Origin of the sequence: Vibrio sp. ES.051 (assembly GCF_002563795.1) — a bacterium.
Classification (GTDB): Bacteria; Pseudomonadota; Gammaproteobacteria; order Enterobacterales; family Vibrionaceae; genus Vibrio.
This window is the reverse complement of record NZ_PDJL01000004.1, coordinates 951,102-975,661: the sequence shown is the minus strand read 5'-3', so window position 1 is coordinate 975,661 and position 24,560 is coordinate 951,102. Positions and strand designations below refer to the sequence as shown.

22 protein-coding genes are annotated in these 24,560 nt (G+C 44.6%); 6 read left to right on the top strand and 16 right to left on the bottom strand.

The annotated features are described in order from the left end of the window. Positions 1-4: 4 nt before the first annotated feature. The 3 genes from ATG66_RS10960 to htpX form a co-directional block, all read right to left on the bottom strand. Entirely contained in the window at positions 5-730 is a 726-nt protein-coding gene (locus ATG66_RS10960; RefSeq protein WP_098415327.1) for an SDR family oxidoreductase, read from the bottom strand. Continuing rightward, positions 727-1,146 (bottom strand): nuclear transport factor 2 family protein, encoded by a 420-nt coding sequence (locus ATG66_RS10955; RefSeq protein WP_098415326.1) that lies wholly within the window; start codon positions 1,144-1,146, stop codon positions 727-729. Before ATG66_RS10955 ends, ATG66_RS10960 begins: the two co-directional genes overlap by 4 nt. A gap of 194 nt (positions 1,147-1,340) precedes the next feature. Continuing rightward, positions 1,341-2,210, bottom strand: a complete 870-nt coding sequence (gene htpX, locus ATG66_RS10950) for a protease HtpX (RefSeq protein ID WP_098415325.1) — start codon at positions 2,208-2,210, stop codon at positions 1,341-1,343. A gap of 321 nt (positions 2,211-2,531) precedes the next feature. Between htpX and ATG66_RS10945 the strand changes: the two genes are divergently transcribed. Further along, positions 2,532-2,699 (top strand): hypothetical protein, encoded by a 168-nt coding sequence (locus ATG66_RS10945; protein WP_098415324.1) that lies wholly within the window; start codon positions 2,532-2,534, stop codon positions 2,697-2,699. Positions 2,700-2,799: 100 nt separating this feature from the next. Here ATG66_RS10945 and bioD read toward each other — a convergent pair whose 3' ends face one another. Genes bioD through bioB form a run of 4 tightly spaced genes read right to left on the bottom strand, consistent with a single transcriptional unit; the run spans position 2,800 to position 6,476 of the window. Continuing rightward, complete coding sequence (gene bioD / locus ATG66_RS10940; protein ID WP_179885639.1) at positions 2,800-3,483, bottom strand: dethiobiotin synthase; 684 nt, start codon at positions 3,481-3,483, stop codon at positions 2,800-2,802. Next, positions 3,480-4,286 (bottom strand): malonyl-ACP O-methyltransferase BioC, encoded by an 807-nt coding sequence (bioC, locus tag ATG66_RS10935; protein ID WP_098415322.1) that lies wholly within the window; start codon positions 4,284-4,286, stop codon positions 3,480-3,482. The genes bioD and bioC overlap by 4 nt, the downstream gene beginning before the upstream one ends. After that, positions 4,286-5,437 (bottom strand): 8-amino-7-oxononanoate synthase, encoded by a 1,152-nt coding sequence (gene bioF / locus ATG66_RS10930; protein WP_179885638.1) that lies wholly within the window; start codon positions 5,435-5,437, stop codon positions 4,286-4,288. Before bioF ends, bioC begins: the two co-directional genes overlap by 1 nt. Beyond that, entirely contained in the window at positions 5,424-6,476 is a 1,053-nt protein-coding gene (bioB, locus tag ATG66_RS10925; protein WP_098415321.1) for a biotin synthase BioB, read from the bottom strand. Before bioB ends, bioF begins: the two co-directional genes overlap by 14 nt. A gap of 129 nt (positions 6,477-6,605) precedes the next feature. Here bioB and bioA point away from each other — a divergent pair, with 129 nt between their 5' ends. Then, complete coding sequence (gene bioA / locus ATG66_RS10920; RefSeq protein ID WP_098415320.1) at positions 6,606-7,883, top strand: adenosylmethionine--8-amino-7-oxononanoate transaminase; 1,278 nt, start codon at positions 6,606-6,608, stop codon at positions 7,881-7,883. 50 nt (positions 7,884-7,933) lie between these two features. Here bioA and serS read toward each other — a convergent pair whose 3' ends face one another. The 5 genes from serS to lrp all read right to left on the bottom strand — a co-directional run bounded on the left by serS (position 7,934) and on the right by lrp (position 15,081). After that, positions 7,934-9,241, bottom strand: coding sequence for a serine--tRNA ligase (gene serS / locus ATG66_RS10915; RefSeq protein WP_098415319.1), 1,308 nt, complete (start codon positions 9,239-9,241; stop codon positions 7,934-7,936). Positions 9,242-9,331: 90 nt separating this feature from the next. Next, positions 9,332-10,621 carry a replication-associated recombination protein A gene (locus ATG66_RS10910; RefSeq protein WP_306471568.1) on the bottom strand — a complete coding sequence of 430 codons (1,290 nt, stop codon included), beginning with the start codon at positions 10,619-10,621 and terminating at the stop codon, positions 9,332-9,334. A 66-nt stretch (positions 10,622-10,687) separates the two neighbouring features. Beyond that, on the bottom strand, positions 10,688-11,314 hold the full coding sequence (gene lolA, locus ATG66_RS10905) for an outer membrane lipoprotein chaperone LolA (protein WP_098415317.1): 627 nt from the start codon (positions 11,312-11,314) through the stop codon (positions 10,688-10,690). A 61-nt stretch (positions 11,315-11,375) separates the two neighbouring features. Next, positions 11,376-14,435: a DNA translocase FtsK gene (locus tag ATG66_RS10900; RefSeq protein WP_098415316.1), complete on the bottom strand. Its 3,060-nt coding sequence runs from the start codon at positions 14,433-14,435 to the stop codon at positions 11,376-11,378. A 151-nt stretch (positions 14,436-14,586) separates the two neighbouring features. Then, positions 14,587-15,081, bottom strand: a complete 495-nt coding sequence (gene lrp, locus ATG66_RS10895) for a leucine-responsive transcriptional regulator Lrp (protein ID WP_098415315.1) — start codon at positions 15,079-15,081, stop codon at positions 14,587-14,589. 156 nt (positions 15,082-15,237) lie between these two features. Here lrp and ald point away from each other — a divergent pair, with 156 nt between their 5' ends. Beyond that, positions 15,238-16,362 (top strand): alanine dehydrogenase, encoded by a 1,125-nt coding sequence (ald, locus tag ATG66_RS10890; RefSeq protein ID WP_098415314.1) that lies wholly within the window; start codon positions 15,238-15,240, stop codon positions 16,360-16,362. Positions 16,363-16,453: 91 nt separating this feature from the next. Here ald and ATG66_RS10885 read toward each other — a convergent pair whose 3' ends face one another. Both ATG66_RS10885 and cysB read right to left on the bottom strand, forming a co-directional pair. After that, the gene (locus ATG66_RS10885) at positions 16,454-17,650 is read right to left on the bottom strand and encodes a methyltransferase (RefSeq protein ID WP_098415313.1); all 1,197 of its coding nucleotides are present in this window, start codon (positions 17,648-17,650) and stop codon (positions 16,454-16,456) included. Positions 17,651-17,734: 84 nt separating this feature from the next. Beyond that, on the bottom strand, positions 17,735-18,709 hold the full coding sequence (gene cysB / locus ATG66_RS10880) for an HTH-type transcriptional regulator CysB (protein ID WP_098415312.1): 975 nt from the start codon (positions 18,707-18,709) through the stop codon (positions 17,735-17,737). Between the two features lie 312 nt (positions 18,710-19,021). On the opposite strand from cysB, the gene ATG66_RS10875 reads away from it, so the two are divergent. Together ATG66_RS10875 and miaE are read left to right on the top strand one after the other, a co-directional pair. Continuing rightward, positions 19,022-19,786 (top strand): DNA repair protein, encoded by a 765-nt coding sequence (locus ATG66_RS10875; RefSeq protein WP_098415311.1) that lies wholly within the window; start codon positions 19,022-19,024, stop codon positions 19,784-19,786. 97 nt (positions 19,787-19,883) lie between these two features. After that, on the top strand, positions 19,884-20,654 hold the full coding sequence (gene miaE, locus ATG66_RS10870) for a tRNA isopentenyl-2-thiomethyl-A-37 hydroxylase MiaE (protein WP_098415310.1): 771 nt from the start codon (positions 19,884-19,886) through the stop codon (positions 20,652-20,654). 123 nt (positions 20,655-20,777) lie between these two features. On the opposite strand, the gene ATG66_RS10865 is transcribed toward miaE, so the two are convergent. Further along, entirely contained in the window at positions 20,778-22,418 is a 1,641-nt protein-coding gene (locus tag ATG66_RS10865; protein WP_098415309.1) for a methyl-accepting chemotaxis protein, read from the bottom strand. Between the two features lie 507 nt (positions 22,419-22,925). Between ATG66_RS10865 and ATG66_RS10860 the strand changes: the two genes are divergently transcribed. After that, positions 22,926-23,882 carry an AEC family transporter gene (locus ATG66_RS10860; protein WP_098415308.1) on the top strand — a complete coding sequence of 319 codons (957 nt, stop codon included), beginning with the start codon at positions 22,926-22,928 and terminating at the stop codon, positions 23,880-23,882. A 48-nt stretch (positions 23,883-23,930) separates the two neighbouring features. On the opposite strand, the gene ATG66_RS10855 is transcribed toward ATG66_RS10860, so the two are convergent. Continuing rightward, a complete protein-coding gene (locus ATG66_RS10855; RefSeq protein ID WP_098415307.1) occupies positions 23,931-24,386 on the bottom strand; it encodes a MarR family winged helix-turn-helix transcriptional regulator in 456 nt (151 codons plus the stop codon). Positions 24,387-24,560 lie beyond the last annotated feature (174 nt).

Genomic DNA, 24,560 nt, shown 5'->3' with positions numbered 1-24,560 from the left:
CTTCTTATGATACGAGTTTAGCCGTTAGGCGAGCTTGCCAACTGTATGGAAACAACGATATGAAACGCAAAATACCGGTAAACCTCGCTGGAAAATAAATATAACTTTTATTCGCCGCCAACTGTTCTCTAATCGCTTCAGATGCGTGTTGTTTGGAGACGATCATTGGCATTTCGAAGGTGTTCTTGTCAGTCAGAGGCGTCTCGACAAAACCGGGAAACACCGTTACGACTTGTATGCCCTTCTTCTTTAAATCCACTGCCAACGTTCGTGCAAAGTAGCTGACCGCCGCCTTTGATGCCCCATAGGCCTCTGCTCGCGGTAGTGCCACCTCAGATGCAATCGAACCCACGATGACAATGCGATGACCTCGCTCCATATGCGGCTGACAAGCCTCAACGCAGTTTGCCACCCCAATAACGTTAACATTCATAACGCGCGCCATAAGTTTCGCGTCAACCACACCCTCATCCATGTATTCACAATTACCTGCATTGAAAATCCATGTGCTGGGGATAAATGGTAAAGAAGACAGCACATGTTTTGTTTCTTCGTGTTGTGTCACATCAAATTGCAGTGTTTCAATAAGAGGAGTGGTTGAGGCTAATTCTGCCAAGACTTTCTCGTTTCGCCCGCATGCAATCACGCGCCAACCAGACTTTGCGTAATCTAAAGCTAACTGTTTTCCAATGCCGGACGTAGCACCAGTAATTAAAACCGTACTGCTCATTGCCCTAACCTCTGCTTAATTGTTTTCACGACGGACCCAAGTAAAGGCAAGTTTTCATACAACATTTCGCCGAGATCAAAATAGTCTCGGTGGTAAATCACTTGACCTTCGCTGAACTTTAGATGAGAAACACCATTCACAAAAATTGGAGCCCCTTTCTGGAGTTTGGGATGTTGAAGGTCCATGGTCCAAGTAAGAAAACCGGTATCACCAACTTGTTGATGTTCGTGGATAATAAAATCACAACTTATGACATTGGCATATAAAGAGTTGAAATAGTCTGAAAGCGCGTCCCACCCTTCTAAACGATGAGCGGCATCTTCAAATACCACATCTTGATGATACACCTCTTTAAGTAGATGCAAATTTGCTTTATTAAGCTTTTGATAGATGTTGCCAACAGACTGTATGTCCATTCCTTTACTCCTACATGCCAGCAAATGTTGTACAAAATTATTATACGTACAAGATAGACCAATTGACAAAAGTTGTACAAAATTAATTTTGTATAACTTTTGTTTCCTCAGGTTAATACGGAATGCCCTCCGTTAGCGATCAATAGATAAAAAAAAGCTTGGTTAAAACCAAGCCTTTTCAATAAATTATCCAATTAGTATTGCTGGTTACGCAATGCTGCAATGCGTTTATCTAGTGGAGGGTGACTCATCAGTAGTTCAGTTAAAGATTGCTTACCGTTAATACCAAACGCCATCATCGTGCCATCCAGCTGAGACTCGTGGCTCATTTTTAAACGTTCTAGGGCGGCGATCATCTTCTGTTTACCTACTAGTTGCGCGGCACCTGCATCCGCGTGAAATTCACGGTGGCGGCTGTACCACATGGTAATAAAGCTAGCCAAGAAACCAAATACGAGTTCGAGTACCATCGACACACCAAAGTAAACCATCATGTTTGTACCTTGGCCCTCTTCTTCGTCGTTTGATGCCACAATATTTGCAATGAAACGTGACAAGAAAATAACGAACGTGTTCACCACACCTTGCATCAATGTCATCGTGACCATGTCACCATTAGAGATATGGCTTACCTCATGCGCGAGTACTGCCTCAGCTTCATCACGAGTCATATTGTGTAGCAACCCGGTTGATACGGCAACCAGTGAATCATCACGCTTTGCGCCTGTCGCAAATGCGTTGATATCTGGCGAGTCATAAATTGCCACGGTTGGCATACCAATACCCGCCTGCTGAGCTTGGCGATTCACGGTTTCTAGAAGCCAATGTTCGGTTTCGTTACGAGGGGTTTCGATAACCATGCCACCCACAGCGCGTAGTGCCATACCTTTAGACATCATTAACGAAATCAATGCACCACCAAAGCCAAATACTGCCGCCATGATAAGTAACCCTGACAGGCTACCTGGTTGCATTCCAGTGGTGGCATAAACAATATTCAGAACAACACTGAGAACTAGCACTACGGCTAGGTTCGTTGCTAGGAATAACATAATTCGCTTCATTACTTTTCTCCGAGGAAGCTTATTGGTATAAAAAGCTTGTTTAAAAAGCCGATTCCGGTTGGTTTCACGCCTTGATGCGTTATAGATATAGTCTACCTGCGATAAAAACAAGGTTAAGCAATAAATTGCAACATTTGTTTTCGAGACTGAAATATTACGTACATTTAAGTCGCGTAGAAACAGCATGTTAACCCAAGTATAGACTTTGGTCTTATTGTACGCCCATAAGAACGTGTTAGATTCAAATGAGATGAACAAAACAGAGCATACTCTAATAAAGACAGAGTAACTCTAAAATCCATGTTATTGAGGGAAAAAACCATGGTAGAAACTAACGACTATCAAATGGCTATTGATTTACTCCGCTGTCACCTAGGTATCTCAGAGGACGAGGCAAAACAGCAACTTGGTATTTCAACCGATGCTCAAATGACACAACGTGTTGCAGAAACACAGCAAGCATTGATGGGGCTTAGCCAAGAAAAATAACCATAACGTCTAACGTAACGGTTGGAAGCAAAGGTTAGCAAAAGGTTAACATAAGAAAAGGGCTGCATTGCGCAGCCCTTTTTTATCTTCACGTAATAATTTATACGCTCAGCAACGGCTCAACGTTAATGTACTTGCCTATCTCTTTACGTTTCGCGCTTGGAATATAGGGGATTTCACCTAGTTTAGGAGCGCCTAAACGAGCTTCAAGTGTTCCAATAATATCGGCATAGTGTTCTGTGCCCGGGTTTACACGATTTGCAACCCAACCAACAAGATTCAAACCATCCGCTCTAATGATTTCCGCAGTCAACAACGCATGGTTCAGGCAACCGAGCTTAATCCCTACAACAAGAACCACCGGTAGTTGCTCTTGCTTTACCCAAGTCGACAAACTATCGATATCCGAGACAGGCACACGCCAACCCCCAGCACCTTCAACTAAGACGATATCCGCTTGCTGCTTATGCTGAATCAATTTCTCACTTAGCAAATCATATTTGATGTCTACATGTTCATGTTTCGCTGCGATGTGCGGAGAAGCAGGTAACTCCAAAGCATATGGATTGACATCATCGTATGCAACATCAATAGTTGCCGCTGCCTGTAAATGCAACGCATCTGAATTACGCCATCCTTCCGTTGTGTTATCACTTCCTGATGCCACTGGCTTATAACCAATGGTATTAAGGCCTTTTGCCGCTAACGCTTGCAAAATGGCTTTAGACGCTACCGTTTTCCCTACATCAGTATCCGTACCAGCAATAAAAAAAGCATCAATCATAGATGTATTACTCCAAAACAAACCTGATAACTTGCAGGTAGAAGACCTTGATCATTTCCGAATGCTTGGTAAGCACGCTCAACTTGTCGTAAAGCGCTTCGACTCGTTAACCCATGTGAGCGTCCGCTTACGTGATTTGCACCTATACCTTTAAGGTCACGCATAACAGAAAACGCCGAATCGTACCAAACTGTGATGGTGGTCGAGTCTAGATGATGGTTGTGGCAACGGGATTGCGCTAACGCAATTTTTACCTGATTGAAGGTAATAAAGTTATTGACGTGTTGATATGCATCAATTTTTCCCCACGAGTCACGTAACTCATAAAGCGAATTATCAAGCAGTGTAGAAAAGGCAGCTGTCCCCCCCTTTCTCAATACACGCTGTACTTCTCGTAGCGGATAACTTAAATCTGTACACCACTGTAAAGCCAAGCTTGAGAATATATAGTCAAAGCTGCCATCATCAAAGGGTAGGTTTTCAGCATCGGCTAAGATATAGCTCATGCATTCCTCACCGCAGCGTTGTTGTGCTTTATCCAACATGGCTTGTGAAATATCTACACACACCACGTTGGCACCGCGCTGCTGAAAAACTTTGGAGAAATAACCGGTCCCACAACCTAAGTCTAAAACGCGCTGGTTCGTTAAATCACTTGGTAATTTATCTATCAAACGATACCCAACATCGCGCTGAAATGCAGCATGCTTATCATAAGTGCTCGCGGCTTTCCCAAACGATGAGGCAATCGCGTCTTTATTGCAGAGAGAAGTGTCTAAAACGACATTTTTGGCCCTATCCATTACAGCGATCCTAATGCTTGCTTCAGTGCAGCTGAGAGTGTTCTGACTTGTGTTTTCGTGTGGTTGACCGTCAACGTAATACGTAATCGTGCCGTTCCTTTCGGAATCGTTGGCGGTCGAATAGCCGTTAACCAAACTCCGTTTTTACGGCAGGCTTTTGCCACCTTAAGTGCAGATTCCGATTCACCAATCACAAACGGCTTTATTGACGTTGCAGTTTCAACAAAACCTTCTGTATCTCGCAAACATTCTTGATAGTAAGCACTCAACTCAGTCAACTTGTCACGTCGCCAAGTTTGCTCCTGAATCATAGAAACGGCATGAGTAAGTGCATAGGCTTGAGCAGGAGGCATCGCTGTTGAATACACGTAGTGTCTCGCGAATTGCATAAGAAAATCTCCCGTAGCTTGGTCACATAAGATAGCAGCACCAGACATACCAAACGCTTTACCGAAAGTCACAATCAAGATCTCTGGTTTGATGTTGGCAAACTCACAAGAGCCGCCGCCAGTTTCACCAAGCACACCGATACCGTGTGCATCATCAACAGCAAGCCAAGCGTTATGGTTTTTTGTCACTGCAGATATCTCGTTTAAAGGGGCACGATCTCCATCCATGCTGAATACCCCTTCAGTGACTACAAGGTGATTACTCTCATCATTAATCAGCGACTTAAGGTGTTCAATATCGTTGTGTTTGAAGCGTTTCATCTTAGCTGTCGATAAGGCTCCTGCCTCCATCAAAGAAGCGTGATTAAATCGGTCTTGAAGTAACACATCAGTTTTTTCTAATAATGTAAAAAGCAAAGCTTGATTGGCACTAAATCCAGAGCCAAACAGAACGGCCCTCTCAAACCCCAACCACTCTGTTAGCGCAGCTTCAAGATTGCCATGCGCCGCACTAAACCCAGTCACCATAGGTGAGGCTCCGCTGCCACTGCCGTAAACACTCAAACCTTGCTGCCAAGCACGCACAAGTGATTGATCATTCGCCAAACCTAAATAATCGTTGCTAGAGAAGTTAATGTAGCGTTTATCTTCGTGTTCCAAAATAGATTGGTTACCAGAAAACACTATATTCATTGTTCGAGTTAACCCCTGTGTTTTACGCTCAATAAGGGCAGACTCAATACGAGATTTAAACGCTGGCATCGTAAAAAACATCGCCTTCGGTGGGACGTGAAGCAACACGCTCTACTACACGATCTAACAATTCGTTTTCTGCGATGTCATCCGGCTTTTGAGACACCTCATGACTGTTAATACCTAACTTCTTAAACAGCATTATGTCTTTGTCTTCAGAAGGATTGGGAGTCGTTAAAAGCTTACAACCGTAGAACACAGAGTTTGCGCCAGCCATAAAGCAGAGTGTTTGCATCTGCTCATTCATGTTTTCACGACCTGCCGACAAACGAACCGCGGAGTTAGGCATCATAATTCGCGCAATCGCAATTAGGCGAATGAAGTCAAATGGCTCCACATCGTCTACTTTTTCTAATGGGGTGCCTTTTACCTTCACTAACATGTTGATTGGTACACTTTCTGGTTGCGTTGGTAAATTAGCAAGTTCAACCAGCAGACCTGCACGATCATTGACGCTTTCCCCCATGCCGATGATACCACCAGAACAAATCTTCATGCCGGCATCACGAACGTGAGAAAGCGTATCTAAACGGTCTTGGTAAGTACGAGTGGTAATGATTTTGCCGTAAAATTCTGGGGAAGTATCAAGGTTGTGGTTGTAGTAATCTAAGCCAGCACCAGCCAGTTGATCCGCTTGCTCCGGCGTCAGCATACCTAGCGTCATACACGTTTCCAAGCCCATACCCTTCACGCCTTTAATCATATCGGTCAAATGCGGCATGTCGCGTTCTTTCGGGTTCTTCCACGCGGCGCCCATACAGAATCGCGTCGAGCCAGCATTTTTCGCTTTTTGTGCAGCATCGAGTACACGCTCGACTTCCATCAGACGCTCTTTTTCGATGTCTGTGGTGTAACGAGCACTCTGAGGACAGTACTTACAATCTTCTGGACAAGCCCCCGTCTTAATCGACAGTAGCGTGCTAACTTGAACATGGTTGGTTTGTTGGTATTGACGATGAACAAGCTGCGCTTCGAATAGGAGATCCATGAATGGTTTTTCCATGAGATCGCGCACTTCAGCATGCGTCCAGTTATGACGAACTTCCACGTGTATTCCTTTAGTCACTTTTTTGTTGTGTTGACAGTCTACTGAGTCTCGATAAACTGTCAACACAATGCAAAACAACAAAGTTTACATCTGTTTGTTTTTTAATCTTAATTAATATTGGAATAGCACATGGATCTCGCCTTCGACCGCCAGCACATCTGGCATCCTTACACTTCGACGTTGACACCTCTGACCTGCTACCCAGTGGCATCAGCAAATGGCGTACACATTAAACTGGAAGATGGAACAGAGCTTGTCGATGGCATGTCTTCTTGGTGGTCGACGATCCACGGCTATAATCATCCGCACTTAAATCAGGCCGCTCACCAGCAAATCGATCAGGTTTCTCACGTGATGTTTGGCGGGATTACCCACCAGCCAGCCATCAATTTGTGTAAGAAGCTATTGTCCCTTGCACCAAGTAATCTTGAACAGGTCTTTCTTGCTGATTCTGGCTCGGTTGCCGTAGAAGTGAGCTTGAAGATGGCGCTGCAATATTGGCATGCAAAAGGCGAGCGCCGACCGAAGTTTTTGACTTTGCGACACGGCTATCACGGCGATACCTTTGCGGCGATGTCAGTTACCGATCCTGATAATTCAATGCACTCTCTCTACAAAGGCTTTTTGCCTGAGCATATCTTTGCGGAGTCACCAACTTGTGGTTATTGGGACGAGTGGAAGCCGGAAGATCTTGCTGACTTTGAACACAAGATTGAAATGCACCATCAAGAACTCGCAGCGGTGATCCTCGAACCCATCGTTCAAGGCGCAGGCGGCATGCGTATCTACCATCCAGAATTTCTCAAAGGCGTACGTCGGCTTTGCGACAAATACGGTTTGTTATTGATTGCGGATGAAATCGCCACTGGATTTGGTCGTACCGGTAAGTTGTTTGCCTGTGAACATGCCGATATCCAGCCAGACATTCTTTGTGTTGGGAAGGCTCTGACAGGCGGCTACATGACTCTCTCTGCTACTCTGGCAAGTAAACACGTCGCAGACACCGTTTGTGGTGGTGATGCAGGTTGTTTTATGCATGGCCCAACGTTTATGGGTAATCCGCTCGCCTGCGCTGTTGCCACCGCAAGTTTAGAATTAATTGAACAAGGGGAATGGCAGCAGCAAACGAAACAAATTGAAACGATGTTTTCTGAGTTACTGCCAAAGCTTGAAGAATACGACTTGGTGAAAAGCACCCGTTGGTTAGGTGCTATTGGCGTTGTGGAAACGCATCGCTCTGTGAATATGGAGGCCATCCAAACAGTATTTGTCGAATACGGTGTGTGGATCCGTCCGTTTGGCAAAATGATTTATATGATGCCGCCATTTATCAGCAAGCCAGAAGATATTGAGAAGTTGGTCAACGCGATTGATGCCGCTTTACAGCGTGAAGACTGCTTTGCATAACAAAAAAACCCAGCGCTCAGGCTGGGTTTTGCTGTTTTGAGGTTAATGGATTAACCGATGTGCGTTGCGCCGCTCATGTACTTCTGAAGTGCTGTTGGGATTGCAATACGGCCGTCCGCTTCTTGGTTATTTTCTAAAATAGCAACCATTGTACGGCCAACGGCTAGACCAGAACCGTTTAACGTGTGTACAAGCTCCGGCTTCTTCTCGCCTTTACGACGGAAACGCGCTTGCATACGACGAGCTTGGAAGTCCCACATGTTAGAACACGAAGAAATTTCACGGTAAGTTTCTTGAGCAGGTACCCATACTTCTAGATCGTAAGTCTTACGTGCACCGAACCCCATATCACCTGTACATAAAACCACTTTGCGATAAGGCAGCTCTAAAAGCTGGAGCACTTTTTCAGCGTGACCAGTTAACTCTTCAAGCGCATTCATTGAGTCTTCTGGCTTGGTGATTTGTACTAGTTCAACTTTGTCGAATTGGTGCATACGAATCAGACCACGAGTATCACGCCCATAAGATCCCGCTTCAGACCGGAAACATGGTGTGTGCGCCGTCATTTTAAGTGGTAGATCCGCTTCTTCCGAAATAGTATCGCGCACTAGGTTTGTGACAGGCACCTCGGCTGTAGGAATTAGAGACAATTTACGTGGCTCTTCATCGCTGACTTTTTCGACCAGAGGTTCGGTATGGAAAAGATCTTTACCGAATTTAGGCAGCTGACCAGTACCGAATAGGCTGTCAGCGTTGACTAGATAAGGGACATACATTTCCGTGTAACCGTGCTCTTCAGTGTGAAGGTCAAGCATAAACTGAGCAATAGCACGGTGTAGACGAGCAAATTGACCTTTCATTACGATGAAACGAGCACCAGTGATCTTAGTTGCACTTGCGAAGTCTAGACCATCACCCATTTCGCCAAGATCAACGTGATCTTTTACTTCGAAGTTGTACGTTTTAGGCTCACCCCAACGAGAAATTTCTACGTTGTCATTTTCATCTTTACCATCTGGCACTTCATCCGCAGGGATGTTAGGTACAGAAAGCGTGATTTCCTCTAGTTGAGCCATAACTTGCTCAAGTTCCACCTTTTTAGCATCAAGATCGCTACCTAGTGTACCGATTTTTTTCTTGATCTCTTCTGCGCCTTCTTTGTCACCAGCCGCCATTTTTTGGCCGATTTGCTTGGAGATGGAGTTACGCGTGGATTGTAAATTTTCAACTTCTACTTGAATGGACTTGCGTTGTTCTTCAAGTTTACGAATAGTCTCTACGTCTAGCTTAAAGCCACGACGCGCTAGTTTTGCAGCTGTTTCATCCAGCTCTGTACGAAGTAATTTAGAATCCAGCATTGTTAATCCTATGCTTTTTGTTGTGAAATCACGCACCCTATCCGAACAGGCACGTTACAAAAATAACCCAATAAATGTATCCAAAAACGCCTACTTTTCATAGCGCTTTTGTTGGCTATTTGCATCTAAAGTAGCCAAGTAATCTAACTTTTCGCTTATTTTGGTTTCTAGACCGCGATTTGTTGGCTGGTAGTACTTACGATCCACCATTTCAGGTGGTAAATATTGATCGCCCGCGGCATACGCTCCCGGCTCATCGTGAGCATATCGGTATTCGGCGCCATAACCCATGTCTTGCATCAAACTGGTTGGCGCATTTCTTAGGTGATTAGGCACTTCATATTCAGGTAAATTATGAGCGTCTGTGAGCGCTTGCTTCCACGCGACATACACCGCATTACTCTTCGGCGCACATGCTAAGTAAACAATCGCCTGAGCAATCGCACGCTCACCTTCTGCCGGTCCAACACGCGTGAAGCAGTCCCACGCCGACAACGCAACTTGCATCGCCCTAGGGTCCGCATTGCCCACATCTTCGGATGCTATCGCCAGTAATCGACGTGCGATGTAAAGTGGATCACAGCCAGCTGCAATCATACGCGCAGCCCAATATAAGGCGGCATCAGGGTTTGAACCACGAATGGATTTGTGTACCGCAGAAATCAAATCGTACCAAATATCGCCTTTGTTATCGAAACGAGAGACTTTCTCTCCTGCTACTTCCGCAAGTAGCTTCAGAGTGATTTCTTTTTCGCCTTGCGCATTGTCTTCTGCCATATCGTAAAGCAGCTCAAGGTAGTTAAGCGACATACGCGCATCGCCATTGACCAATTCCGCTAAGCGGTCTAAGACGTTATCAACAAAGTGCGCAGGAGTGCCCCCTAACCCACGTTCTTTGTCCTGAATGGCTTGCTTCAAGGCTAACGAGATTTCGTTTTTATCCAGTGACGTTAGCTTATATACACGTGCGCGAGATAATAATGCGTTGTTCAGCTCGAAAGATGGGTTCTCTGTCGTCGCACCGATAAAGGTCACCGTCCCATCTTCAATGTGGGGTAAGAAAGCATCTTGCTGAGATTTATTAAAGCGATGCACCTCGTCCACAAACAAGATGGTACGGCGGCCCGCCATTTTGTTTTCACGCGCTTTTTCAATCGCAGACCGTATCTCTTTTACTCCGGAAGTAACAGCCGACACGCGCTCCACTTCAGCGTTAGCGTAATTGGCCGCCACTTCTGCCAGCGTGGTTTTACCTGTGCCCGGTGGTCCCCACAAGATCATAGAGTGAATGTGGCCCGCTTCCAGCGCACGATATAGAGGCTTACCAGGGCCTAATATGTGTGACTGACCGATATACTGCTCTATCGTTTGCGGCCTCATACGTGCAGCAAGGGGACGAAAATCTTCGTCCCCTGAGAAATCTAATGTGTAATTACTCACTACCTATTAATTCCTTTGGTCATCCACTTCCACACCATTTGGAATCGTGAATGTAAATCTGTCTGCTTTTGGTTTACCCAACTTCACATTGTCAAACTTAAATAGCCCCTTTTGACCATCTTGTTCTAATACATTGAAGCCTTTTACGACACCTTTCGCGTCAATATTAATGAGAAACTGCCCCTGTGTAGAGTCAACGGCCGTTGGAGTCAGAGTAAACTCATTCCCTTTCTGAGAAATAGAGTAGTTTTCCCAGTCACTCGCTCGGTTACGAGTTAACAAAACAAATGGGGTTTGTTCTGTTGCCTGATCTTGCCAGTAAATGCTGACTTGCTCAATAAACGGACTGTAATACCATAGCGTTGTGCCATCTGAAACTAATAAATTCTCATCGGGAAATGTTGTGCTCCAACGAAATAAGCTTGGTCGGGCGATTTCTACCGTACCTTCGCCTTCCATTACCGTTTCACCTTCAGGGCTGATCACTTGCTGAGAAAAGTCAGCTCTGAAACCTTCGTTGATCGCTAAGCGTTTACTCAACTCTTCTTTTGGCGCCGCTGCATAAGCAGTAGAAAAGAGAGAACTGCTTAGAAGAAGCGCAGAAAAAAGTGTCGCTGAAAATCGTTTTTTCATTCAGATACCTATTGTTGGAACCACTCACTTCCGTTCGACTGAAGTGAGTCAAACAAGTTCATTAATCTTTTGGTGGCGCAGGCGCTAAGACTTCACGGTTACCATTGTGCCCTGGAGTACTCACAATACCTTGGGCCTCTAGTTGTTCAACAATACGAGCGGCACGGTTATAGCCAATTTTAAATCGACGCTGAACACCAGAAACCGATCCACGCCGCGAGTGAACCACGTGCTCGACCACTTGATCGAATAACGGATCCACATCTTCATCCGCTTGCATCTGCTCACCTGGCAGCAGAGCTTCAGGGCTTTGATCACCGTTAATGATCTCGTCGATATAGTTAGGTTTGCCACGTGCTTTCCAGTTATTCACAACCGCATGCACATCATCATCCGATGCGAACGCACCGTGCACACGAGTAGTATGACTGGAACCGGGTGGTAGATACAGCATATCACCCATGCCCAATAGTGATTCAGCACCGCCTTGATCTAGGATCGTGCGAGAATCCGTTTTGGTCGATACAGTAAACGCAACACGTGTTGGGATGTTCGCTTTAATTAGGCCTGTAATGACATCAACGGATGGACGTTGAGTGGCAAGGATCAGGTGAATACCTGCTGCACGTGCTTTCTGTGCCAAACGGGCAATCAGCTCTTCCACCTTCTTACCCACAACCATCATTAGGTCGGCAAACTCATCCACTACCACAACGATATAAGGCAGTCTCTCAAGCAACGGTGGCTCTGCATCCATACTGTCGCCCTCTTGCCAGAATGGATCGTGAATTGGATGGCCCGCTTCCGCTGCCATCTTCAATTTTTCATTGAAGCCTTTGACGTTACGCACGCCAAGTGCCGACATCAGTTTATAACGGCGCTCCATCTCACCCACACACCAACGAAGTGCGTTAGAGGCGTCTTTCATGTCCGTCACGACTTCTGAGAGTAGATGTGGAATACCTTCATAAATTGAAAGCTCCAGCATTTTTGGGTCAATCATGATAAAGCGAACATCTTCTGGGCTTGCTTTGTAAAGCATGCTCAAGATCATGACGTTAACCCCTACCGATTTACCGGAACCTGTCGTACCTGCAACCAGTACATGGGGCATCTTAGCCAAGTCGGCGACCACGGCTTCACCGGCGATGTCCTGACCCAACACAACGGTCGTTGGCGACGTGGCTTGTTTAAATTGTGTGCTGTTAATGACATCAGATAAGTAAACCGTCTGACGGCTCATGTTTGGCAGCTCTAGACCGATATAGGGTTTACCCGGGATCACTTCCACCACACGTACCGCCATGGCTGACAGTGCTCGCGCTAGGTCAGTAGATAAACCGGAAATACGGCTCACCTTAACTCCTGGCGCGAGGTCAAGCTCAAAACGAGTGATAACAGGACCAGGGTAAATACCGACTACCTCAGCTTTGATTTTGTAGTCTGCTAGCTTACTTTCTACCAATCTAGCCACCTGCTCAAGAGCATCGCGATCAATGAAGTTCTCACGCTTTTCTGGGTGGTAAAGCAATTCTAACGTTGGCAGTGGTTCTTGTGGTACTGGCAGGTTTTGTTCTTGCTTCATCAAAAATGGGTTTTGCTTTGCAGCCACTTTCGACTGCGCGCTAGAAACCATTTCTTGGAAGGCGTCCACATCTTGGTCACCTTGTTGTGTTTTTTCTAACTCATCGTCTTGATGCACAGACTCAAAAGTCGCAGAAGGTGCAACTGAGGTCGCTGAATAAGATCGCGTAATTGATTGAGGATCAATAGGTTCTGGCTGCTCTTGCAGTACAGGTTCTGAAGGTAGATAGTCATCTTCTTCATCTAACACATCAAAGTCTGAAATAGTCGGTTCGATGTGTGGGTCAGAGTCAGTTTGGTTCGTGATGCTGTCTAATTCTGCAGAATCAATAATAGGCTCTTCATGTTGAGGCCGCTCAGTGTGCATCTGCTGCGCTTGTTCTGCTTCAAACTTTACGTACTCAGAATAATCTGACTCAGCACTTTGTAGCCCCTGTTCAGCACTGGCTTGCTCTGCATAAAATGAGTAGGTTTCTGAAATGGATTGCTCTTCCGTTACCCAGTCATCCGCTTGCTGCGCTGCTGCTTCAAGCTCTTCAATGGTTACATTAAGCTGCTTGGATCGATCAAACAAAGGTTCAACGTGCTCAGCACTGACGCGGTGCATATGAGCTTGAGGATCAAGGTCCGCATAGCCTGAAGCCTCATCAACAGCAGCCTGACTCGGCGGTGGTGTTCTCGGCGTGGGTGGTACCGTATGCGTCTGAGGTTTCGCTTGCGGCATATAAATAGGATATTCGTGTGCAGGTTCAGCGGCTTTAGGTTCGTCAACATCATACGCGGTCAAATGTGGCAATGGCTCGTCATTGACTTCACTTTCAGCATTTTTGACGCTGGACACTGTATCTTCTACGAATTCATCCAATTGAGGTTCTAGTAATTCCTGCTCAGAGCCTCTAAATTTATTGGCAATAACAGAAGTAAGCTCCAATGCTCGATCACCAAGCCATTCCACGATATTCAACCAAGAAATACCAGTGAACAAGGTAAAGCCAGCTCCCCATAAGAACAATAAAACCAGTGTGGTACCAAGTACATTTAGTGTCGGCAAAGCAAGACTAGTCAGCACGTCACCAACCACGCCACCAGATGAGAAATACCAGATATCATCAAAATTAATATCGGCGAGCCCACAACTGGTCATAATGAGGACGGTAAGACCGAGTAGTCGCGTCCCCCAAAGCATGAGGTCGATTGTCTCGTCTTCTCCTCGTTTACGGCATATAACCCACGCGGCAGCGGACAGTAAGAAAGGAATAGGATAGGCGAGAGAGCCAAATGTGAAAAATAGAGTATCGGCAAGCCAAGCACCAAATAAACCGCCAGCGTTATCGACCTCCCCTCCCCAAGCGGTTTGGGACCAAGAAGGATCGGCCGGACTAAAGGTAAATAGTGCGACAGCCAGCAATACCGAGCTTAGAACGCCAACGATAAAGCAGCACTCTTTTAAGCGTTGGAAGCCATTTAAACGTGAAAACTGAGGCTCTTCACTGGTTTTGATAATGGTTTCGACTTTCTTTGCGTTCTCTTTGAACATAAATCAACTTGAATATGGAATGAAATAGGAATTTACAAAACATTCCGAGCGGCTGGATGCCGCTCGGTAAATTGATTTAACCATATCAAAGAGAAAAACCCAATTACTCTCTGGCGAAAGCGGAAGCATATACCGCTTTCTTTGCAAGAATTTAACGAGTTTTAATCACAAGCTGGTTAGATTGCTTCACTTCTTCCATAACAACGTATGTTCGGGTGTCATTTACACCAGGTAGGCGTAACAACGTATCACCCAATAATCGACGATAAGCCCCCATATCAGATACACGGGTTTTTAGAAGATAGTCAAAATCACCTGATACAAGATGACACTCTTGTATATCGTCGAGTTTTTGAACCGCTAAATTAAACTGCTCAAATACATCTGGCGCACCACGGTTTAGCGTTATTTCAACGAATACCAATAGTGACGCATCCAAGAACTGCGGATTAAGTAACGCAGCATATCCTGTGATGTAACCCTGACGCTCTAAGCGACGCACACGCTCCAAACATGGCGTTGGAGACAGTCCTACACGTTTTGAAAGCTCAACGTTTGAAATACGACCGTCTTTCTGCAGCTCATTAAGAATGTTGCGGTCGATACGGTCTAGTTCCTTGGACGGCTTTTTATAGTTGTCTGCCATTTTTTATTCCACCTTATTACTTCCTTGCAAAAAAATATGTTACAACTTTTTAATATTTGGTGCCAAATTTTACAAACCAATAACTATACTAGTTATTAATTCGATAATAACACCCTACAATCAGTTAATACTACCATTATAGAAAGAGGATACAGGATGATCATTGGCGTACCTAAGGAAATCAAAAATCACGAATATCGTGTTGGTATGATCCCAGCTAGCGTGAGAGAACTTATCTCACATGGTCACCAAGTTTTAGTTGAGACCAATGCAGGTGCCGGCATTGGTTTTTCAGACGATGATTACATCGCTGTCGGCGCATCCATTCTCCCTCATGCTGCAGACGTATTTGCGCAAGCAGACATGATTATAAAAGTAAAAGAACCCCAAGCAGTAGAGAGAGCAATGCTCCGCGAAGGGCAAATATTATTTACTTATTTACACCTAGCACCAGATTTTCCACAAACTGATGAGCTAATCAAAAGCAAAGCTGTCTGTATAGCCTATGAGACTGTAACAGATAATATGGGTCGTTTACCACTGTTAGCACCGATGTCAGAAGTGGCGGGTCGGATGTCTATCCAAGCAGGCGCGCAAACGTTAGAAAAATCACACGGGGGCCGTGGCTTGCTCCTTGGCGGTGTACCCGGTGTTGGACCCGCGAATGTCGTGATTATCGGTGGTGGTGTCGTTGGTGCGAGTGCAGCCCGTATGGCGGTTGGCCTTCGTGCAGATGTTACCATTTTAGACCGTAACGTAGACACTCTACGCAAGCTAGATGAGGAATTCCAAGGGAGAGCAAAAGTCGTTTATTCTACAGAAGACGCTATTGAGAAGCATGTTCTAGCCGCCGACCTCGTTATCGGAGCGGTTCTTATCCCTGGCGCTGCAGCGCCTAAACTCGTCAATAAAGAGCACATCGCGAAGATGAAACCTGGCGCAGCGGTCGTTGACGTAGCCATTGACCAAGGCGGTTGTTTCGAGACTTCTCACGCAACCACACACGCAGAACCCACTTATATTGTTGATGAAGTGGTTCACTACTGCGTCGCAAATATGCCTGGTGCCGTTGCACGCACTTCAACATTCGCATTGAACAATGCAACACTCCCTTACATTGTGAAACTCGCAAACAAAGGCTACCGTGAAGCGCTACTTGCAGATAAAGGCTTCCTAGAAGGTCTAAACGTTATTCACGGCAAAGTAACATGTAAAGAAGTGGCTGAAATCTTTAACCTAGAGTACGTTGAAGCCGAACAAGCCATCGCAGCCTTTAACTAACAGTAACGCCACACGACGGTGTCATGTTTTAATTACAAAAGCCCACGAATAAGTGGGCTTTTCACATAGAGCATTTAGCTATAAAAAATAACTACTTCTTATATGCGCAAATTAAAATATTTCTAGGTGTGATTGATTTAGGGCAAAATTCTGACAAATTGACACGATAACCACGCTCTTGAAGATAAAGTGCTTTGTCTAACGCGAGCCATACCTCCAACGAACGCTGAAAAACCAGTTGAACTAAGCTCATTCTTTCCATTTGCCAAAAGCGCTCTTCAGCCAACGCTTCGAACTGTTCAAAATCTATCTCTGGGTTCAGTTTCAATCCCTTCTGTTCCGCAGCCCAATAACATAGTGCCTTAAAACCTGTATTTAATTGAGACTTGCGAATACTCGGTACGGGTTGATACTCATTAACCCCCATGACTTGATGAGTGATCGCATCAAAACCAAGTCTGAAAATCATTTCTTGCTGACGATGACGACGTACGCGCGCTCCACCAGTGACTGTCTGCTGAAGTGGTATACGTAACTCATGCTTCGAGAGGGTTAATTTTGAATTTTTGCCTGGCGTTGATAGTGGTTGATACTCTTCAGTTTGAATGAGGTGATAACAACAAGGCGAGATAGTCATTGCGGCAACCCCTTTTTCACTGCCGTATTGCATTAATCGAACATGCAAATCACCACAAGCATGTAACGCAACCGCGTGTTGATTCGGCCTAAATACTGCTTTGGCTTGAGAGCTAAACGCGTCACCTTGGACAAATGTCATTTGCCAATGATTGTCGTCAGCCGCTTGCTGCCCTGAATCACATAGCGCTTGTTGGTACTCAAAGCTCGTCACGGCTTGTTCAGTCTGAGTCGTGAGAACTCGTCCTAAATACCCTTTCCCAGAACACCACTCTAACCATTCTTCTCCATGATGATGTGAAATAGCGGCTTCCCCTAACGCACTAATTTGCGCCAATTTTCGACCAGGAATGCCACTGTCTAAACCGCGAGTCAATTGAAGACCATCCAAAAACAACGGCTCAAGCTGAGCTCGTTCTGTTAGAGCTCTTACGTTTGGTAAAAACTTGCTGATTTCAGCCGATACTATTTCAGGCTGAGCTTTTAAGTCTTCTATTTGAGAAGGAGACAGAGAATATAACCATTGGCAAAGCTCAGGATATGTATCCTGCCAAGGGAGTGATGTCTGGACACTACTTTTGAATGGTTCGAATCGCCATAGTGATTCGTTTTCTAACAAGCCGTCGTTAATGAATTGAAATTGAGTTTGCATAGCCCCCCCTACGGTGAGGGAGGCATTGTATACCCAAGCCGGCCTGTCTGAAACAAGCAGCTTGAGGGTAACAAAAGTGAATATCTATCGAACAGGGAGCTCAATATCTTTAAACATCTCTTCAATTTCAGTATTTGATTTGAGTGAGATGGCCTGCTCTACCACAGGGCGAGTTAAATGCGGAGCGAAACGCTCCATAAAATCAAACATGTAAGAGCGTAGGAAGGTACCTCGACGGAAACCAATGCTCGTGGTACTTGCACCGAATAAATGGCTTGCATCAATCGCAACTAAATCGTTGTCCTGCACTTGGTCGACCGCCATACTAGCAATCACACCAACCCCAATCCCCATCCGAACGTAAGTCTTAATCACATCAGCATCGGTTGCAGTAAATACCACGCGTGGCGTTAAACCTTCACGGTTAAATGCCGTATCTAACTCTGAACGACCAGTAAACCCAAACACGTAAGTGACGAGTGGGTAAGCAGCAAGATCGCTGATCGTTACTTTATTTTTCTTTGCTAATGGGTGTTCTTTGGGTACCACGATAGAACGGTTCCAGTGATAACAAGGCAGCATGATTGCGTCTTGATACAGATGTAGAGCTTCCGTTGCAATAGCAAAGTTAGCGGTGCCTTTTGCAATCGCTTCAGACATCTGTGACGGCGTACCTTGGTGCATGTGCAAAGACACTTTCGGGTAACGAGAAGTGAAGCTCTTAATCACATCTGGCAGTGCGTACCGTGCTTGAGTATGCGTAGTGGTGATGTTGAGCGTCCCCATTTCTGGATGGGTATGTTCACCGGCTACCGCTTTGATGCTTTCTACCCGAACAAGAATCTCTTGAGAAATTCGTACGATTTCTTCTCCGGCAGGTGTCACTTGTGTTAAGTGCTTACCACTACGTTCAAAAATCTGGATACCCAATTCATCTTCTAGCAACCGTACCTGCTTGCTGATACCTGGTTGTGAGGTATACAAACTTTCTGCTGTCGCAGACACATTCAGATTATGGTTTACAACCTCAACAATATACTTCAACTGCTGCAACTTCATCGTAATCCCTTACTAATTTACGAGATGGTATGTTAGTCATTCTAACGAACGATATAATAATTAGTTATAACGCGATAAAGATAAAATGAACAGTGATTTCTAGCTTATACCTCAAACACATACTCGTAATTTGGGCAAAGAAACAACATGAGCAAAGGAGAGTAAATAAATACCCTAAGCTCTGTGATGTGACTTCTATCGAGAACTAAAACGTGGTTAGGCAAAATAATCAAAAAAATGGGGTGCCGAGTGAGATAAGATTCATGTATTCTTTAATGCTAGCCGCAGAAAAGTAAAAGCAGACGCAAAGATATGAATATTGGTTTAATAATCGCTTTGGTAGCCATCCTACTGGTATTGATCCTAGGCTATAACATCATGTTGCAATACAAGGTCAAGGTAGAGACCGCAAGAAGACAGGAGTCAGCACGTTATGTCGCTTTGATTGATGGCACTGAAGAGCTCATTGGCCACGCGCACCATATTCCTTTTAGTAAAGAACTTTTGTTATGTCTAAATAATCGCATACTTGACGCGTTAGAAAGCATGTGTGAGTTAGACCCCAAAAATAAACATCTTGCTCAACGCGTCGAAAACATGAAACAACAAATTGAATTACTTAAAGAAAATGGTACGACAAGCGAAAGCACGACGTTCAAAATGCCGAGCAGCGATAAACAAGCCATCGTCATGCTAAAGCTTGTTAAACGCCTTCGCGATACGGTTCGTAATGAACACAATAAAGGCAGAATCGATACCCAAACTTACGTCGCTGAAAACGCGCGTTTGGAAACAATGCAAATTCGTATCAACATTGAAAACGTCATTAAAAGAGCTAATGATTCCATTGCTCGCGGTCAACCAGGTACTGCGCTGCAATTACTGCGCAAAGGCATTGATGCACTGAGTACGAAGAGTGACCCCTACTCCCTTCAAGCAAAAGAAAAACTTGAAGGCATGCTCCTTGAACTCGATAAAAGACGTCAAGACAAAAGTGATGCCGAAATGCAGCAAAGCGTAGACAAAGAATACGACAATGACATGGAAGCACTCTTCGGTGAGAAGAAAAAATGGTAACATCCACGTTAGGTCATTAAAGGCTGCAATTGCAGCCTTTTTTCTATCCGTTAGATACCGGATAAGCCCAACTTGAATGTGAAGTACTAAATTTAAAATGATTAATCTAAACGCCTATCAAAATCTTCTTGCTCCTATTAACCAATTTCTGCAATGCAGCACACCTGATGAATGGATAGAAGAAGCCAAAAAACCAGAAAACCTTCAAACCATTTTGCTAGATCACCTATTGTGTGAACTCAAAGCTGGTCAATCCGCGATGTTTTTGATTCGCAAATATGCCGTCGACCAAGCCAGTTCGCACGCTCTACTTGACTGGTTTAAACCCTATGAAGACTTCGCTTATCGTCATCTGGGCTCGCTAGAGACCTTAAAAGGTAAGAGTAATATCTCTAAAGCAATCATGGCAAAATCCGGCTCTCCATACAGCCAAGATTTAATTGATAAAATGGTTCTTTTGATTAAAGAGGAATTGCACCACTTTTATCAAGTCTTAGAAATCATGGAAAGCCGTGGGATTACATACAAGAACATCCCAGCAAGTCGTTATGCTAAAGGGCTGATTTCACATATGAAAACCCATGAACCAGAAACATTGATCGATAAGCTCATTATTGGCGCATACATAGAAGCGCGCTCTTGTGAACGATTTGCCAAGCTCGCGCCACACATGGATGATGATATCGCGAAATTTTATGTATCCTTACTGCGCTCAGAAGCACGCCATTACCAAGATTACCTCGCCTTGGCAGAGCAAATTGCAGGTAAAGATATTAACGAACGTATTGCTTACTTTGGTCGAATTGAGGCGGAGTTAATTTCAACACCTGACCAAGACTTCAAATTCCATAGCGGTATGCCAGCCTAGTTTCAGGCAATTAAGCTTGGTTCGACTCGATAGCTAGTGATTTAAGGCAGCTCACTCCGCCTTTTACAAAAAAGCTCAGTATTATGATGCTGAGCTTTAATCACGATACCAAACCATACAGGTTTAGACTTTGAAAAACGCAACTTCTTGCTTGAGCCTATTCGATAGTGCGTTTAGGTTTTGGCTGACAACCTCATTGTTTTTCATCGAATCAGTCGATTCTTTCGACATACTGGAGATTTGATCCATCGCCACCACTAACTCACTGACCACTTGTACTTGCTCTTCTGTCGCGATGACAATGTCACGAACGCGATTCAAAGAGTCTTGCGATTGTTGTTCAATGCTCACTAATAGATGGCTCGCCTCTTCAGTGTTCTTTTGACAGCTTTCAACTTGTGGTTGAGTATTTTCCATGGCTGAAACGCTCGCTACTGTTTGTTCTTTTACTTCTTTCAGCATGGTTTCAATTTGAGTCGTCGCTTCGCCTGTACGCATAGCCAAACTTCTAACCTCGTCTGCCACAACCGCAAATCCTCGTCCAGACTCTCCAGCGCGCGCCGCTTCAATCGCAGCATTGAGCGCCAACAAGTTTGTTTGCTCAGAAATACCACTGATCATATTCACAATGCCGCCAATATCACGGGTCTTAGCCTCTAGCGCCTTCACTTGCTCTACAGTCCCATTCACCGCCGCCGTAACAGAAAGCATTTGCTCTGCCACGGCAGAAATACGCTCACGACCATCTCGAGCATTTTCAGAAGTGTTCACTGAGTTTTGTTCAGAAAGATTGACGATTTTCGCAATGTCATCGATGCTCGCATGCATCGTCTCAATTCTGATTGCCATCTGCTCAGTCAAGCTTGCCTGCTGTTGAGCTGAGTCAAACACCGAGCTTGAACCTCGCGATACCTCTTCGACTTGCTCCGACAACTGCTCAGACGCCCCACGAATGTTGCTTACGATCGAGCTCAACTTTTTAGACATAGAAGACAGAGAGTGTAGGATACTGCCTGATTCACTTGATGTATGCTCTTGCGTCAGCTCACCATCTGCCATCAACTGAATTGCGTTTTGGGCGATATGAGGTTCTCCACCTAGCGAACGGCGAAAACTGCGCTCAATAATAAAACCAACCACAACGGAGATAACCAAAGCTATCCCACTTAAGGCGAGCATTAAGCTTTGAAAACCATTAGCTTGAGCACGAGCAACCGGCGTCAGCTGCTGGTTCAATGATTCTTGATAATCAATAAACTCGTTAATTACCTTTAGCCATACCGCAAAACTAGGGCGAACTTGTTCCAGCAATAACGTCGTGACTTCTTCTCCACTCTTTTTCTTAGCAATGACTTCTTTGACTAGCGGCAGTGTTTTCGCTTGTATCTCGTCGATACTTTGCAAAATCGCCAACTCTTTAGCTGTAAAAGGGGCATTATTTGTCATCATGCTTTGCATGTTTTGTTCAGATTCACGGTAAAACTCTTCTAATCGATGAATTTCTTCTTCAAAAGCAAGCATTTCTTGTTTATTACGAGCCATCGCAACATCACGAATAGCAATCGCACGGTCGTGAACACTGCCTCGATAGTTGATCGCATAACGCTGCTTTACTGAGTTGATATCGGTAACCTCGGTTAACGTCATGTCGATAAAGTTAACCTTTTGAATTCCTACAATTGTAAGCACTGCCATTAACGCCACTAACGTACCAAAACCTAGCGCCAAACGAGTTCTCACCTTTAACTGTGCAAGGTGTTGCATTTTATACTCCTGATAGCAAACAAGATGATTGAGGATATATCACTGATAGCCTCTATTTTTAATTTTACTCGAAAGAGAAAGGACCTTGCTTTACCTATAAACATTACAAAGGGGGGAAGTTCAGGCAAAGTCATACTCAATGCGTCAATCTATTCACAAAGTAAAAAAACGATTTAACAGTAGATTCGGACTGTTGAGTTAGACATTCTTTGTATTTGAAACAATATTTGACGTTGATATTATTGCAAATAAGCAGACTAAGCGTCCAATCAATAGTATCAATCTGATCAATAGGTTTTGTCTAACATCGGGTCCTATAAAAGAATTGGGGGGACACCCCAACGTAAAGTCGCACTCGCCAGTTGCTCTGGTTAATTAAGATTGTGTTGGTGTCCTCATCAAGAATTGGATTCTTTTTTAATTATTTTTTGCTTTACTATCCAGACACTCTGAGTTTATGGCTTAATAGACAAAGGAACCCTTTTTTCTTTGGCTGCGGATACTTACATGGAAGCTGTTTTACACCAGTTGCAATTTTCTTTGTCGATAACTGGCCCAATTTGTTTGATGTTGGTGCTAGGTGTCGTGTTTAAACGTATAGGCCTCATTAACGATAACTTTATTGAGATTGGCGCTAAACTGGTGTTTAAAGTCACCTTGCCTGCAATGTTATTTGTTAGCATTGTCGCGTCAGAACACGACTTCTCAGCGGCTAGCGCTTTTGTGAATTACGGTGTTATCGCCAGTATTTCGTTTTTCATTTTTACTTATCTCTCCGTCAAACTCCTCTTTAAAACATCGTCCGACCAAGGCGTCCTTATTCAAGGTGGTTTTCGTGCCAATACTGGAATCATTGGTATCGCTTACGTTGCCAACGCGTATGGCTCTCAAGGTGTTGCCTTGGCCGCGCTTTATGTCGCGGTCACCACGTTTATTTACAACGTACAAGCGGTTATCTGTTTATCGCCAAAAGGGGAAACTTCGGCGTCTCAGGCTGTCAAAATGATGGGACGAACGCTCACGAGAAATCCACTTATTATTTCGATTGTACTGGGAATGGTTTTCTATTTGCTCTCAATCCCTGTACCGGATGTTGTCATTGATGCAGGCAACTATTTATCGAAAATGACGTTACCTTTGGCACTGCTGTGCACTGGCGGCTCATTAGATTTTCGCTTGATGAAAAAAGAACAAGGTCCGTCGTGGTTTGCCAGTTGTTACAAACTGATTGTCGCCCCTATGATGGTTACCATCGGTGCGTACTTAGTCGGATTTCGAGGGATTGAGTTAGGTATTTTGTTTTTTATGAATGCCTCCCCTGTCGCTGCAGCCAGTTATGTGATGGCACGATCTATGGGAGGAAACTCCGTGTTAGCCGCCAATATCATTGCGTTAACAACGCTACTTTCGACGATAACTTGTACACTGGGCATTATCATTCTTAAGTTTTATGAACTGATATAAAACCCGCCCATTTAATCGAGGTCTCAAGAAGAATTAAAAGGCAACATATCAGTGACCGTGATTACCAAAAGTGAGCTTTCTCACTAGGCGAAAAAATTCGGCCGCTTCTGATTCTGACAAACACGCAAAAAATTCCTTGTGTAAGTTCGTCATAATTTGGTGAACTTTATTTAAAGCTTCTGTCCCTCCCTCCGTCATACTCAGCATCTTAAGCCTTTGATTAGTAGCATTCTTAGAGACTTTAACAAACCCTCGCTTTTCTAAATTATCCACCATCCGCTTTGCCACGCTGCGCTCCGTACAAACCGCATCCGCTAAAGCCTGCTGGCTCATCGGCTGAAACTCTTCCAAAGCCACTAGAGCGCTTGCCATTTCTAACGTCATCAAATTTTGACGAGAGAGCTCTGCTTGAGCTCGGTTGCGATACATCCTTTGCATCACGCCACAGACAAACATAGGACTTTGATCCAAAACAGAGATCGGGGATATTTTTTGTTTTTTCATCGTTGCTTATTCTAATTTAAAGCGTTCATTGGATCGGTTAAATACAAAGATTCTAAATGACGTTCATCCCTCATCGTTCAGGGGAAGGTTATTTACTGTAACGACCCAGTAAAACATAAAACAAAGAGCGCCGAAGCGCCCTTTATCTAGTTTATTGTCACTAGTATAGCTCAG